Source organism: Zhongshania sp. (assembly GCF_041623545.1).
Classification (GTDB): Bacteria; Pseudomonadota; Gammaproteobacteria; order Pseudomonadales; family Spongiibacteraceae; genus Spongiibacter.
This window is the reverse complement of the sequence record NZ_JBFJWS010000057.1, coordinates 1-14,480: the sequence shown is the minus strand read 5'-3', so window position 1 is coordinate 14,480 and position 14,480 is coordinate 1. Positions and strand designations below refer to the sequence as shown.

Below are 14,480 nucleotides of genomic sequence, written 5' to 3'. Positions count from 1 at the left end.
TGATATTAGGCGGCGTTTGCCGAATCGCTCTCAACCATAGAGCGGCGCAAACGCAGGCGAATTTAAGAGGGTGAGAACCATGCAAGTGATTCTGCTGGAGAAAATTGGCAAGCTTGGCAACTTGGGTGATCAGGTTAATGTGAAAGGCGGTTATGGCCGTAATTTCCTGATTCCATTTGGCAAAGCAGTACCTGCCACCAAAACAAATGTTGCTGAATTTGAAGCGCGTCGCGCTGATTTAGAAGCGGCTGCCGCTGAAAAGCGCAGCGTTGCAGATGCACGTGCCACTAAACTGGCTGCGTTGTCAGTAACAATTGAAGCTAATGCTGGCGACGGCGGCAAGCTGTTCGGCTCTATCGGTACTCGCGATATTGCTGACGCAGTGACTGCAGCTGGCGTAGAGTTGAATAAAAGCGAAGTACGCATGCCAGAAGGTCCAATTCGCGACCTGGGTACTTACGACGTGGCAATTCAATTGCACAGCGATGTAGTTCAGACTGTTAGCATTGCGGTTGTAGCCGAGTAATTTTGCTGATCTGTCTTTGATCTGGCGTACATAGTGCGGGGTTGTTAATACGATCTTCGCGCTTGTGGCTGCGATTTATTGCAGTGACTAGTCAGGTATAAAAAAGCACAGCCGTTCTTTGTAGCGGCCGTGCTTTTTTTTTGCCACAATGCCCGATCTGTATATTCCTAGTGATGGTTCCGTGTACCCCGAAGCTTATTCCGATTCCCCGCCGCCCTTCGAAGAAGAGAGCGACTTTGCGCAACTGAAGTTACCTCCGCATTCGCTAGAGGCAGAGCAGTCTGTGCTCGGCGGTCTGATGATTGCCAACGAAAGTTGGGATTCGGTTGCCGATGTCGTTGGCGAGGGCGATTTCTTCCGCCCTGAGCACCGCAAAATCTTCGCGCAAATGACGCGCTTGATTACCTTAGAGTTGCCAATAGACGTTGTAACGCTTGCTGAGGAGTTGGCCAAGGCAGGGCAGCTTGAGCAGGTAGGCGGCGCAGCTTATTTGGCTGAGATCGCCAATAATACTCCTTCAGTCGTCAATATTAGGGCCTATGCCCAAGCTGTGCGTGAGCGGGCGACTTTTCGGTCCTTAATTAGCGCTGCGAATGCCATAGCCGACAGCAGCTTTAACCCAGAAGGCCGCAATAGTGACGAGATCCTGGATGAGGCCGAGCGGGCCATTATGCAGATCTCTGAGGAGCGCCCTAAAACGGGGGGGCTCACTCCGATTAATCCGCTATTGAAGTCAGCCGTTGATAAGATTGACGAGCTGTTCAGTAATGAAGATGCGGTAACTGGTTTAACCACTGGCTTTGAAAAGCTGGATGAAATGACTTCCGGCCTGCAAAACTCAGATTTGATCATCGTCGCCGCAAGGCCATCTATGGGTAAAACGACCTTTGCGATGAACCTTGTTGAGAATGCGCTGATGAAAAGCGATCAGCCCATTCTCGTATTTAGTATGGAGATGCCCGCTAATCAGTTGATGATGCGTATGTTGTCGTCGGTGGGCCGTATTGACCAGACTCGCATTCGGACGGGCCGGTTAGAAGAAGAGGATTGGCCCAAGTTGAGCTCGGCGGTGACCAAGCTCAAAGACAAGTTGCTATTTATTGACGACACCCCGGCGCTAACCCCTACAGAAGTGCGTTCCCGAGCGCGCAAGATTGTGCGGGAGCACGGTAGCGTCGGTATGATCATGCTCGATTACCTTCAGTTGATGAAGGTCGCTGGCACCGCGAGCGAAGGCCGAACTGCTGAGATTTCTGAAATCTCCCGCTCTTTGAAGGGTATCGCCAAAGAATTTGAATGCCCAGTTGTTGCGCTTTCACAGCTTAATCGCGCCTTGGAGCAGCGGCCCAACAAGCGTCCAATTAACTCGGATCTGCGGGAATCAGGCGCGATTGAGCAGGACGCTGACGTCATTATGTTTATCTACCGCGACGAAGTGTATAACGAAGAGTCGCCAGATAAAGGTATGGCGGAAATTATCATCGGCAAGCAGCGTAACGGACCAATTGGTACCGCTAGGTTAAGCTTTGTTGGTAAGCATACCCGCTTTGAGAATTTGGCCTTTGGCTATGAGCAGGCGGATGAGTACTAATTGGTCGGACGTCTGATGTCGGGCGTCTGACGAAAGGACAAAATTTAGTCGGGCGTCAGACGTCGGATGTCTGACGCTTAAAGGCATTCGCTGCGCTCACTAAATGCTCGCTTTTGATCTTAGCGTCTCCCGTCAAGCGTGTAGCATGCCCGCATCTGACGAAGAGGCAGTATTTAGTCTGGAGTCAGGCGTCGGATGTCTGGCGCTTAAAGGCATTCGCTGCGCTCACTAAATGCTCGCTTTTAATTTTAGCGTCTTCCGTCTCCCATCAAGCGTGCAGCGCGCCCACGTCCGGCACCCGACCTCAGACGTCCGACTCCGCTTGCTTCTTCTTCACCAAGCGCCCAAAGACAATCCCCACTTCAAACAAAAACCACATCGGTACTGCGAGCAGGGCCTGCGATATTACGTCTGGCGGGGTCAGTAGCATGCCAAATACAAAACAGCCGATGATGACGTAGGGTCGCTTTTGGGCCAAGTCGTCGGCGCTGGTTACGCCGGAGGCGATGAGAAGGACTGTGGCGATGGGGATTTCAAAGGCGATGCCAAAGGCGAGGAAGAGCTTTAGGGCAGTGTCGAGGAAGCGCGCAATGTCGGGGGTGTAGTTAACGCCTTCCGGAGTGATGCCACTGAAAAAGCCGAATACGAGGGGAAATACAACATAGTAGGCAAAGGCGAGTCCTGCATAAAACAAAATAACGCTAGAGGCCAATAGCGGGGCGGCGATGCGTTTTTCGTGGCGGTACATACCGGGTGCTACAAACTGCCAGATCTGGTGGAGGATCACCGGCATCGCCATACAAAAGGCCGAGACCAGCACCAGTTTAAACGGTGTAAGGAAAGGCGACGCAATTTCCGTGGCGATCATGCTCGTGCCTTCCGGCAGGTAGCGGCGCAGTGGTTCGGCAACAAAACTGTAGATCGTATTGGCAAAGGGCATTAAGCCTAGAGCGCAGACTAATACAGCAAGTACGACGCGCAATAGGCGATCGCGTAATTCGGTCAGGTGGGCAACCAGCGGCTGACCTTGATCTTGGTCGGCGTCAGTCATGATATTGGGTCTTGTTTATTGGGTGCGTGTTTAGTCGCGGCTGGGCTTAGGACTTGTTCGTCCGTATTCGGTGTACTTTTACTTTCGGGCTTTTCGTCGGCTGTAGAATTTTGCTTGGGCGCAATACTGTTTTCAATGTCGCGCAGCCCGTCGCCAGCGCTATTTAGCTCTTTATTTAATTGGTCTTTGCTTTCTTTTAGCGATGCCAGAATGGATTCGTTGTGGAGTTGGCGGCGAATTTCATCTGCGCCAACTTCCCGTTCAATTTCGCTGCGAATATCACTAAAGCTGCGGCGCAGGCGGCCAATCCATAGGGCGACGGTGCGCACTGTGCCTGGCAGGCGCTCTGGACCTATCACAAGTAGGCTAAGTACACCGATGACTAAGAGCTCGGCAAAACCAATATCGAACATTTAGTGCTTGGACTCTTCTTTGCTCTCAGTTTTTGCTGCGCTGGCATCTTGCTCGGCTTTGCTTTCGAGGTTTTTGGCTTCGTCGTCTTCATCCCCCTTCATGCTGTCTTTAAAGCCTTTAAGTGCGCCGCCAAGATCGCTGCCCATGCCCTTGAGTTTTTTGGTGCCGAATAGTAGAACCACGATGGCAAGAATAATGAGAAGTTGCCAAATGCTAATGCCGCCTAAACCCATGAGTGTGCCCCTTTGCTAATAATTGAGTTTGATTATTTATCCCGCTCCGCTTTTTCGTCTAGGCCAGAGAGGCCAAAACGACGGGCGAGTTCATCCAGTACCGGCTGGTGGCTTTCGCCAAGATGGGAGAGCATCACCAAGCTGTGAAACCACAAATCAGCGGTTTCGTAAATTAATTTGCTATTGTCGCCGCTGACTTCTGCGTCTCTGGCGGCGAGTACAGTTTCAAACGCTTCTTCGCCGACTTTTTCGAGAATTTTATTCAAGCCTTTGTGGTGCAGGCTTGCGACATAAGAACTGTCGGCGCTGGCACTTTTGCGGGCCGCGAGCACTTGGTCGAGGTGGCTTAAAATTGATTCTGACATATTACTGGTCCACGCTTTTATACATTGTGGCGGGATCTTTTAATACCGCTTCCGTACTCTGCCAATTGTCGCCTTTTAGCTGGCGATAAAAACAACTCTGGCGGCCGGTGTGACAGGCAATGCCGCCAATCTGCTCGACTTGCAGTAGCAGGGCGTCGCCATCGCAATCGAGTGCAAGGGAATGGATCTTTTGTACATGACCGGAGCTTTCGCCCTTGCGCCATAATTTACTGCGCGAGCGCGACCAGTAAACGGCATCGCCACTACTGATAGTGAGTTGTAGTGATTCACGATTCATCCATGCCATCATCAGCACTCGGCCGCTTTTGGCGTCTTGGGCGATCGCCGCGATTAGGCCGTCGGCATTCCACTTTACTTGGTCTAGCCAGGGCTGGGTGCTGTCTTTACTACTCATACTGTTTCCATGGGGCTTGCGTGTCCGAGCCCAGCTTTGTCAGGTCCATACTTTACCTCAGCGACTGCGGATAAAGAAATACAAAGCGATCACAAATAGCCCAATACTAATCGGCGGTAGCGTTTGTAAGCCTGCTCGAATGCCTGGGTCGCTGAGTAAGGCTGCGCCCAGTGCGGCAACAATGGCGATGCGCTGATTACGACCGCGTTGCGCCTGCTGTTTGATCATTGCAGCGAAATCTTGTTGAAGTTGGCGGTCGGCCTTGGTCATTGCAAAGACTTGTTCCTTATTCGCTCCGCCGCGCTCGAGTAGCGCCTCAGGTAAATTGGGCAGTTGTTCTAACCACCCAGGAATGCGGTGACTGACTTTTTTCAAGACGCTTTGCGGTGAGTAGCGGTCGCGTACCCAGCGCTCCAGAAACGGCATAGCAGTTGACCATAAATCCAGTTGGGGGTAGAGCTGGCGGCCTAGACCTTCAATGTTTAGCAGCGTTTTTTGTAGTAACACGAGTGAAGGCTGTACTTCCATGTCAAAGCGGCGGGCAGTTTGGAAAAGTTGTAAGAGCAATAAACCAAAGGAAATCTCGGCCAGCGGCTTTTCAAAAATTGGCTCGCTCACCGTGCGGATCGCGGCCTCGAATTCGTGCACCCTAGTATCTGGCGGCACCCAGCCACATTCGATGTGGAGTTCGGCGACTTCGCGATAATTGCGCTGAAAAATGGCCAAGAGATTTCGGGCTAAATAATACTGATCGAAATCACTGAGGCTGCCAATAATGGCGCAGTCGATGGCGATGTACTGGGGTGAATTTGGGCGGTTATGGGCAATGAAAATATTGCCTGGATGCATGTCGGCATGAAAGAAACTGTCTCGGAACACCTGAGTAAAGAAGATTTCTACGCCGCGTTCGGCGAGCTTCTTCATATCGGTGCCTTGTTCCTTCAGCGTTTCCACGTCGGTAACGGGAATGCCATGAATGCGTTCCATCACTAAGATATTGCGGCGAGTGTAATCCCAGTAGACCTCGGGCACATAGAGTACTTCAGAGTCTTTAAAATTGCGGCGCAGCTGGGAGGTATTGGCTCCTTCACGCTGTAGGTCTAATTCGTCGAGTATGGTGTGGCGGTAATCCTCGACGACTTCAACGGGGCGCAGGCGGCGGCCATCAGGGATATAGCGGGCGATCAACCCGGCAATAGTGAGCAGCAGTTTTAAGTCGGCGTTGATAATGTGTTCAATGCCGGGTCGCACTACTTTAACAACGACGTCGATATCGTTTGTGATGGTCGCGGTATGTACTTGGGCGATGGATGCCGAAGCGAGGGGCTGGCGATCGAATTTGACAAATAACTCGCCAATGGGCTTGCCGAGGGCGGTTTCAATGACGGTGACGGCCTGCTCGCTGCCAAAGGGGGGAACCTGATCTTGGAGTTTGGCGAGTTCTATGGCGACGTCGTCGGCAAGTAGGTCGCGGCGAGTAGAGAGAATCTGGCCAAATTTAATAAATATTGGCCCGAGATTTTCTAAGCCCAGACGCAGGCGTTCGCCGCGACTGTATTTGCCTTTTGAAAACAGGCGCCAAGGGCCGCAGCGCAATACTAATTGGGCGCGCAGGGGTAAATGCTCGGTGGGGATGAGAGTGTCTAGTCGGTAGAGACAAATAATCCAGCAAATGGCGAGCAGGCGACGCAGCCCCATAGTGTTTCCTTAATTCTTATTGGCTTGGGGTGTTAGGCGCGATTGCAGGCGGCGCAACTTCGCTTCCAGGCGTTCGCTGCGAGCTTTTATCTCATCGATCTGCTGATAAAAATCGTCGGCCTGGCAGGGGTGAGGAAGCAGATTGCTCTCCTCAACTAAAAACTCCTCAAACTGGCGGTGCAGGTTTTGGCGGGTAGAATTTAGCCAGCGTTGGCCAGCCCGCAGTCCGGTGCCGATCTGGTGCGCGGCAACATCACCGAAGGAGTCCGCTATCGGCTGCTCCCAGTCGATATCGAGCTCCGCGAGGATTTTGCGAAGCTCTAATAGTGGCGCGGTGTCGCCACTGATTCGAATATTGCCATTGATCAGTGCTGCTGCGGGATCAGCAGCTGTGGCCACCGCGGCAAATTCACTCCACCGGCCGCTGAGTCGGGTGCTTATTCCGTCGTTTAGGCTGCCGAGAAGGCGCAGACGGCTACCACTAATGCCGATACCTAAATTGACGTCTGGATCTTTCAGTTCAAGGGCAAAGCGCTGACCATCTAGCGCAAGTAATTTTGCGCGGGCAGCCGGGTCGAGGTGCAGGGCCTTGTTTATGAGGTTTTCGAGGCCTGAAATTGCGGCACCCTGCAATACCGGTGGTATCACGGTTTTACGCCCCGGTGCACGGCAACGACGCCAGCAGTCATATTGTGGTAGCGAACGTCGACAAAACCCGCATCAGTCATCATGCCCTTAAGCGTTTCTTGATCCGGGTGCATACGGATGCTCTCCGCCAAATAGCGATAGCTGTCTTCGTCACTGGCGACTAACTGGCCCATTTTCGGCAGAATGTCGAAGGAGTAGCGGTCGTAGAGTTTAGCCACTACTGGGTTAACGGGTTTGGAAAACTCCAGCACCAAAAGTCGGCCGCCGGGTTTGAGTACGCGATTCATAGAGCGCAGCGCCGCGTCTTTGTCGGTGACATTGCGCAGCCCGAAGGCGATGGTAATGCAGTCAAAGTAATTGTCTGGGAAGGGCAGGCATTCGGCATTAGCTTGGACATACTCGATATTACCGACAATGCCTTTGTTGGTGAGTTTTTCTCGGCCAACGGTGAGCATGGAGTCATTGATATCGGCCAGCACTACGCTGCCGCTGTCGCCAACTAAGCGACTGAATTTTGCGGCGAGATCACCGGTACCACCTGCGATGTCGAGGACTTTGTTGCCGGGGCGTACTCCGGATAATTCAATGGTGAAGCGTTTCCAAAGGCGATGAACCCCGCCTGACATCAAGTCATTCATAATGTCGTATTTGGCGGCAACAGAGTGAAAGACCCCTGCCACCATCTTGACCTTGTCTTTGCTGTCGACGGTTTTGTAGCCGAAATGGGTGGTTTTGTCGTCTGCCATAAATTCTGCCTACTTGGTATGGTCTTGGCGGGACGGCCCGCTTAATTAGGCCGCTATTGTAGCGTTTGCGCGGGCGCCCTGCACGATCGGATTTGCCTAAGGTTTATATATCGAGTTCGTCCCTGAGCTGCTGCATACGCTGGCGCTGTTCGTCGGGGCTGAGGGGCTTACTAATGGTCTCTGGTAGGGCAACGAGTGCCGGTAAACTAAGGACTTCGCCATTGATCACCCGCTGGCAGATGTCCTCGTAGTGGCGTTTAAATACGGGGTAAGCGGTGTGTTCGGTATTACCCGCCAGAAAAAACCAATCACAGGCCCGCCCGGCGTGGTATACGGCTGGATGAGACCACGTGTACTCGGCTTTGGGTTGTGGCGCGCGACAGGCTTCCAAGTAGGCGCTGTGAGTATCGGGCAGGCCGAGTTCGCGCAGATCGGGCTCGCAATATTTTAAGATACCTTTAACGGTTGGTAAAAACTCGGATTCGCGAATTGCGCGATGCGTTGCGGCAATAATGCGCTCTGGGCTGATGTGGCGCAGATTGCTAAACCAGATTTTCTTGGCGTAGGAAAGCTTTTCCGGATTGGAAAAGGCCTTGTTGTATTGGTTGTGGTAGACCAGTTCAAACTCGGCAAACATTTGGTTGAGCGCATCGATAACCGCATCCCGATCTGGAAGCGGGTCAGAGTTCGTCTGCCCAGCTGCGGTCGGTGTGTTTGGCGATGAAGCCAGTTGCCGGTTTGCTTGCTCCAGAAGCTTGTTGCTGTCTTGCATCGCTCTGTCCCAGTTGATGATTGTTTGCCCAGCGGTATTTTACATGCTGGAGAAATTTTGTGTTCCATGAGCGGTGCGCCTGACCGCTGTCCTGCCAAAATAATATAAATTCGGCAATTTGTGCTCTGGCAAATTCTGGGTCGATCCGCGCCATACGCAAGATATCAAAGACCGAATCGTTGGGCTGCCAGTTGCTGGGAATCGGTGCAATGACGTTTTCATTACTGACGGCATTGGTGTAACGCGCCCATTGCAAACGAATATGCTGTATAAAACGGGAATTCCAATTGCTGTCGGCGGTGCCGCGCTCTCGCCAGAACAGGGTGAATTCGGGGATGGCATCTTCAATGAAGTTGCGACTAATGCCGTCGCGCTCGAGAATTTCCAGTGCGTCGAGGCTGGGTTTCCAGCTGTCGTCAATGGGCAAGTTGCGTGATTCTTCAATTTTGAGGTATTGCTGTTTTTTCCATCGTCGGCTGACGTATTGGCTGAACGCGCTGCTCCAGGAACTCCGGGTTTCACCGGTTTCGCGGTAATGGGCGATAAATTCGGGCAGTACCGCATTGATAAATGCGGGGTCGACTTGATTGAAGCGAGTCAGGTAGTCAATGCCCGCTTGGTCTGGCAGCCAGTCGGCGGCAATTATATTGTTGCCGGGCACGGGGTGTCGCGGGTTGGCAGTATTGGTGTGTTGGTTAACTCGGGTACTGTTTGCGACTAGCGAGCCACGGCGTTCCGCTTGTTGTGCCGCTGGTTGTGCGGGGGCTTCGACGAGGCTAGCTTGCATCGTTGTCGCGTCGGATTTGGCTTGCGGAAAGGCGAGGCGAATATTTTGTGCATTGCTCATTAAGGCAGCGCCGATAATAATGAGCCCCTGGTCATGCAGGGTGCGCAGCACTTCTTCAATTTTGTTCATATCCCAAAACGGGAGCTGATTGTTTAGGCGCTGCTTATCAATGATATACCATTGAACCCCTTGGCTTTCCCTGTAGTCGAGTAGGGGCAGCCATTCCGCTAGCAACTGGTACAGCAGGGCTGCCTCGAGCCCAAGTGTTGCAGCGAGGGAGGGGGATACCAATAGTTGGCGTTCTACTAAAGCGGCCGACATGCTATTTACTCTGTGGATAGCGGGCCATTGTACGGCCTTGTATGGGCTGCTGTCAGCCCTGTCGTTAGCCAGGGATTTTGGAATTTGATTGTTCATTCTTTATCAGAGCGAGGGGGCGATTGCTTCAGTATTATGGCAAAACAAAAAACCGCGTATGTGTGCGTCGACTGTGGCTCTGATCACAATAAATGGCAGGGGCAGTGCCAAGACTGCGGCGCATGGAATACCTTGTCGGAGCTGCGGCTAGGGCCTTCAAGTAGTGCGAAAGCGGCGCCGGTGCGACAGGGTTATGCGGGTGAAGTCGGCGGTGAGGTGCAAATGCTGGCCAATGTCAGTATTGAAGCGCTGCCGCGGCGCTCTACTGGTTTTGACGAATTTGATCGGGTATTGGGCGGTGGCTTGGTGCCAGGCTCAGCGGTGTTGATTGGTGGGCATCCGGGGGCGGGCAAAAGTACTCTGCTCTTGCAGGTATTGTGTCGACTGGCGAATCAGTGTGAATGTCTTTACGTAACGGGCGAGGAGTCTTTGCCGCAGATTGCCATGCGGGCTCAGCGCCTGAATTTAAGTGCAGACACCCTCAAGCTGTGTTCGGAAACCAGTCTCGAGCTTATTTTGGCCCAAGCTATGGCGAATAAACCCGCCATATTAGTGGTGGATTCGATTCAAGTTTTACACAGTGAACAAGTTAGCTCGGCGCCGGGCAGTGTATCGCAAGTCCGAGAGTGCGCGGCGGCGCTCACCCGTTTTGCCAAGCAAACCGGCACGGTATTGCTCATGGTTGGTCATGTAACCAAGGATGGTGGCCTGGCCGGTCCCAAGGTGCTGGAGCACATTATTGATTGTTCGATCATGCTTGAGGGTAGCAGTGATAGTCGCTATCGCACTTTGCGCGGCAGTAAAAACCGCTTTGGTGCGGTGAATGAGCTGGGCGTGTTTGCAATGACGGAGCTGGGTCTTAAAGAGGTTAAGAACCCTTCAGCTATTTTTCTGAATCGCGGCGACGTGGTGTCCTCGGGTAGTACGGTGATGGTGGTTTGGGAGGGTACGCGGCCGCTGTTAGTGGAAATTCAGGCCTTGGTAGATAGCTCGGGTTTTGGCAATCCGCGCCGGGTGGCGGTGGGTTTAGAGCAAAACCGCTTGGCTATGTTGCTGGCCGTATTGCATCGTCACGGTGGCCTACAGGTCGGTGACCAAGATGTGTTTGTAAATGTGGTAGGTGGTGTAAAAGTACTGGAAACTGGCTCGGACTTGGCGCTGCTATTTGCCATTGTATCGAGCTTTCGTGATCGGCCATTGCCGGAGGACTTGGTGGTGTTTGGCGAAGTGGGCTTGTCCGGGGAGATTCGACCTGTGCCCAGTGGTCAGGAGCGGCTTCAAGAAGCGCGGAAGCATGGTTTTCGCCGCGCTATAGTGCCCCACGGCAATGCGCCGCGGGGGGATTTGGTGGGTATGGAGGTCGTAGGAGTGAAAACCCTCGCGGAAGCGCTGGAGGCCATTTAGGCCGCCAGGCTTGACGTAGTCTTAGAATATTTCTATAGGGTCGTCACCACCACCGCCATAAGGGCTTTGCGGTTGATTGAAACCTTCGCTTGGCGCATTGTCGCTGCGGAAAAACTCAAAGATGGCATTGCTTTGCCCAGGGTGGGCAAGATTGCCTGTATCGGGATCAATTCTTACCGAAATGATGCTGTCTGGTTGCTTTAAGTGACGCTCGGGCTTGTTTTTGAGGGCTTCCTTCATATAGTCAATCCAAATTGGCAGCGCCACCGAGCCACCGTACTCGCGGCGACCAAGATTGTGGTTTTGATCAAAACCCACCCAAGCCGAGGTTACAATGCCACCGCTGTAACCGGAAAACCATGCGTCTGTAGGACCATTGGTGGTGCCGGTTTTACCTGCCGCATCGCTACGCTTGAGGACCAGCGCTTTGCGACCGGTGCCCCGTGTAATAACGTCTTGTAAAATACTGTCGATCAGAAAAGCCACTTCTTCGCTGAGTACACGTTTGGCGTATTTTGCTTGTGGTGCTTCACCGCTGTTATTGATGATGTCGTCGAGGGTGTCGGCTTCGATATTATGGAGGTTGCTGATCATATCGCCGTCTTCATTTGTGCTGCAGTTGCGACATACGATTTCTGGTTCGGCTCGGTACAAGGTATTACCGTCGCGATCGATGATTCGGTCGATGATATAAGGCTTAACTTTGTAGCCGCCGTTGGCGAATACTGCGTAGCCACTCACAATGTCAAGCGGCGTTAGGGAATGGCTACCCAGTGCCAGCGACAGATCTCGGGGCAATTTGCTGGGGTCAAAGCCAAAGCGCGCGACATAGTCGATGGCCTTGCCGATACCAAGATCTCTGAGTACCCGAATAGATACCAAGTTGCGGGACATATACAAGGCTTTACGCAAGCGCATTGGGCCATTGAATGTGCCGTTATCATTGCTGGGGCGCCAGGTGTCGCCGAGGCCACTGTCCTCAAAGACAATGGGGGCGTCATTGATGATGCTTGCCGGGGTGAAGCCGTTATCTAATGCGGCGGTATAAATAAAGGGTTTGAAGTTAGAACCTGGCTGGCGCTCTGCTTGGGTGACGCGATTGAAGGCGCTTTTTTGATAATTATAGCCGCCGATTAAGCTAATAATTGCACCGCTATCAGCGTCAAGGGAAACCAGTGCCCCTTGGATTTTGGGTAGCTGGGAAAGTGTCCAATGCCGGGGCTCATCTGAGCTCATGCGTACGCGGATGACGTCACCAGCGGTCAGTAAGTCGCTGGCGGTTTCCGCTGCATAGCTAACTCTATCCTCGCTGATATAGCGAACAGTGCCGTTTAAGCCGTGCTCCCATTCCAGTGTGGTTTGATCGCCGGTTGAAAGCATAAGCGTGGCGTTTTTATCGCCGACACTCAATACCAGTGCCGGGTGCCAGGGACCGATGCTGCCTATTTCCTCTAGTTTTTGACTCAGGCGTTGGCGCTGTTCGTCATCCAGGTTTTTGTTTAAATTCCAGTTACGCTCCGCGCCTCGATAGCCGTGGCGGGTATCGTATTCGATGACACCGTCAACCAAGGCGCGGTTGGCGGTTTCTTGTAGTCGGCTGTCGACGGTTGTAATGACGGTAAAGCCGTCTTCGTAGGCTGCCCTACCGAAACGGTCGAGCATATGCAGGCGAACCATTTCGGACACGTAAGGCGCATCGACATCGAGTTGGGTGCCGTAGGCTTTTGCGCTAATAGGTTCGTTGATCGCGGTTTGATAGTCGCCTTGGTTGATATAGCCCAGGCTCAGCATGCGGCCCAAAATCCAATTGCGGCGGATTTTTGCGCGACTCGGGTTGGCTACTGGGTTGTAGGCCGAGGGGGCTTTGGGAAGCCCTGCAATCATCGCCATTTGGGCAAGGTTAAGTTCTTTTATGGGTTTGCCGTAATAGACTTGGCCGGCCGCTTCTATACCGTAGGCGTGGTTGCCGAGAAAAATTTTGTTTAAATAAAGCTCGAGAATGTCACCTTTACCGAGAGCTCGCTCTATTTCAATGGCGAGAAAAATCTCGGTGAATTTGCGAGTGAAGGTACGCTCTTGGCTAAGAAAGTAGTTTTTTGCTACTTGCATGGTAATGGTGGAACCACCCGACTGAATGCTGCCACTGGTAATTAGCTGTGAGGCGGCACGCAACAAACTCGTGACGTCAACGCCGCGGTGAACATAAAAGCGGTCGTCCTCGGCGGCGAGAAAAGCTTTGATAAACAGCTCCGGTACTTCCTGAAAGCTAATGGGGGAGCGGCGTTTTTCACCAAACTCGCCTAATAACTTGCCGTCTGAGCTGTAAATTCGCAGGGGCGTTTGCAGTTGAATGTCCTTTAACGCCTCGACGGATGGTAATTTGGGGCTAATATAAAGGAATGCAGCGGCGAAAATCATCACGGCGCCGCAGCTGGCGAGAATGCCTAGGCCGATAAAAAGGCGGAGAATTCGGGTCTTGCTTGGCATATTTTTCCTGTAAATTGAGATGCGGGAATATAATCGAGGCCTAGGATAACGAAAACTGTGACATTATCGGCGTCTTTTTTTCATAACTATTTGCGCATTGGTATACACTGGTATTTAATCTTGTATATAAAAGTGCGCTCTAAGTCCACGATGTAAATAGGAAAACTACAGTGCTAGATGGCTTGTTTGGCGGTCAGGGTTCCCGGAGTCTGCTCGGTATCGACATTAGTTCCAGTGCGGTTAAGTTACTGGAGTTGAGCCGGAGTGGCGAGAATTATCGCGTAGAAAGCTACGCGGTAATGTCTTTGCCTTCGCAGGCTGTGGTTGAAAAAAATGTTGCTGATGTAGAGCAGGTTGGGGAAGTTGTGCGTGCGGTGCACTCGCGATCCCGCAGCAAATTGAAGCGGGCTGCGGTGGCGGTGCCCGGCTCGGCAATTATTACCAAGGTTCTGCATATGCCAGCGGGGCTCCATGAAAATGCCATGGAAACGCAGATTTCTCTCGAAGCTGATCAGTATATCCCCTATCCATTGGATGAGGTTGCATTGGATTTTGAGGTTTTGGGTGAGTCAGACGCTAACCCAGAGATGGTTGATGTGATGTTGGTGGCCTGTCGCCGCGACAATGTGGATACGCGGGTTGAGTCTTTAGAGATTGGAGGCATCACGCCAAAGGTGGTGGATGTTGAGGCATACGCTATTGAGCGCAGTTTTAGTCTTATCGCGGAGCAACTGGGCTGCGATGAGAATACGGTGGTTGCCATTGTTGACGTGGGTGCGAGTATGACTTCGCTCAGTGTCGTTGTTGATGGTGAAACGGTGTATACCAGAGATCAGTTGTTTGGTGGTCGGCAGCTTACCGAAGAGATTCAGCGCCGCTATGGATTGACTGTGGAAGAGGCTGGCTTGGCGAAAAAGCAGGGTGGA

The 14,480-nt window shown here is 52.5% G+C and carries 15 protein-coding genes; 4 read left to right on the top strand and 11 right to left on the bottom strand.

The features are described from left to right. Positions 1-79 precede the first annotated feature (79 nt). Positions 80-526: a 50S ribosomal protein L9 gene (gene rplI, locus ABYT30_RS08100; RefSeq protein ID WP_373084719.1), complete on the top strand. Its 447-nt coding sequence runs from the start codon at positions 80-82 to the stop codon at positions 524-526. Positions 527-674: 148 nt separating this feature from the next. Then, positions 675-2,117, top strand: coding sequence for a replicative DNA helicase (gene dnaB / locus ABYT30_RS08095; protein WP_373095940.1), 1,443 nt, complete (start codon positions 675-677; stop codon positions 2,115-2,117). A gap of 304 nt (positions 2,118-2,421) precedes the next feature. On the opposite strand, the gene tatC is transcribed toward dnaB, so the two are convergent. From tatC to ABYT30_RS08045, 10 genes are all read right to left on the bottom strand, one after another. Next, positions 2,422-3,168, bottom strand: a complete 747-nt coding sequence (gene tatC, locus ABYT30_RS08090) for a twin-arginine translocase subunit TatC (protein WP_373095938.1) — start codon at positions 3,166-3,168, stop codon at positions 2,422-2,424. After that, positions 3,165-3,581, bottom strand: coding sequence for a Sec-independent protein translocase protein TatB (tatB, locus tag ABYT30_RS08085; RefSeq protein WP_373095936.1), 417 nt, complete (start codon positions 3,579-3,581; stop codon positions 3,165-3,167). Before tatB ends, tatC begins: the two co-directional genes overlap by 4 nt. Then, a complete protein-coding gene (tatA, locus tag ABYT30_RS08080) occupies positions 3,582-3,815 on the bottom strand; it encodes a Sec-independent protein translocase subunit TatA (protein WP_373083334.1) in 234 nt (77 codons plus the stop codon). Between the two features lie 32 nt (positions 3,816-3,847). Then, positions 3,848-4,180, bottom strand: coding sequence for a phosphoribosyl-ATP diphosphatase (locus ABYT30_RS08075; RefSeq protein WP_373095931.1), 333 nt, complete (start codon positions 4,178-4,180; stop codon positions 3,848-3,850). Between the two features lies 1 nt (position 4,181). Beyond that, on the bottom strand, positions 4,182-4,595 hold the full coding sequence (hisI, locus tag ABYT30_RS08070) for a phosphoribosyl-AMP cyclohydrolase (RefSeq protein ID WP_373083332.1): 414 nt from the start codon (positions 4,593-4,595) through the stop codon (positions 4,182-4,184). Between the two features lie 57 nt (positions 4,596-4,652). Continuing rightward, positions 4,653-6,293: a ubiquinone biosynthesis regulatory protein kinase UbiB gene (gene ubiB / locus ABYT30_RS08065; protein ID WP_373095929.1), complete on the bottom strand. Its 1,641-nt coding sequence runs from the start codon at positions 6,291-6,293 to the stop codon at positions 4,653-4,655. 9 nt (positions 6,294-6,302) lie between these two features. Further along, positions 6,303-6,941: an SCP2 domain-containing protein gene (locus ABYT30_RS08060; protein WP_373095927.1), complete on the bottom strand. Its 639-nt coding sequence runs from the start codon at positions 6,939-6,941 to the stop codon at positions 6,303-6,305. Then, the gene (gene ubiE / locus ABYT30_RS08055; RefSeq protein WP_373083326.1) at positions 6,938-7,687 is read right to left on the bottom strand and encodes a bifunctional demethylmenaquinone methyltransferase/2-methoxy-6-polyprenyl-1,4-benzoquinol methylase UbiE; all 750 of its coding nucleotides are present in this window, start codon (positions 7,685-7,687) and stop codon (positions 6,938-6,940) included. The genes ABYT30_RS08060 and ubiE overlap by 4 nt, the downstream gene beginning before the upstream one ends. A gap of 103 nt (positions 7,688-7,790) precedes the next feature. Next, the gene (locus ABYT30_RS08050; RefSeq protein ID WP_373084668.1) at positions 7,791-8,459 is read right to left on the bottom strand and encodes a replication protein P; all 669 of its coding nucleotides are present in this window, start codon (positions 8,457-8,459) and stop codon (positions 7,791-7,793) included. Beyond that, complete coding sequence (locus tag ABYT30_RS08045) at positions 8,368-9,567, bottom strand: DnaT-like ssDNA-binding domain-containing protein (protein WP_373095926.1); 1,200 nt, start codon at positions 9,565-9,567, stop codon at positions 8,368-8,370. The genes ABYT30_RS08050 and ABYT30_RS08045 overlap by 92 nt, the downstream gene beginning before the upstream one ends. 132 nt (positions 9,568-9,699) lie before the next feature. Here ABYT30_RS08045 and radA point away from each other — a divergent pair, with 132 nt between their 5' ends. Continuing rightward, complete coding sequence (gene radA / locus ABYT30_RS08040; RefSeq protein ID WP_373095924.1) at positions 9,700-11,067, top strand: DNA repair protein RadA; 1,368 nt, start codon at positions 9,700-9,702, stop codon at positions 11,065-11,067. Between the two features lie 21 nt (positions 11,068-11,088). On the opposite strand, the gene ABYT30_RS08035 is transcribed toward radA, so the two are convergent. Further along, on the bottom strand, positions 11,089-13,554 hold the full coding sequence (locus ABYT30_RS08035) for a penicillin-binding protein 1A (RefSeq protein WP_373095922.1): 2,466 nt from the start codon (positions 13,552-13,554) through the stop codon (positions 11,089-11,091). 170 nt (positions 13,555-13,724) lie between these two features. On the opposite strand from ABYT30_RS08035, the gene pilM reads away from it, so the two are divergent. Further along, the coding region (gene pilM, locus ABYT30_RS08030; RefSeq protein WP_373095920.1) for a type IV pilus assembly protein PilM at positions 13,725-14,480 on the top strand (756 nt) is incomplete at its 3' end.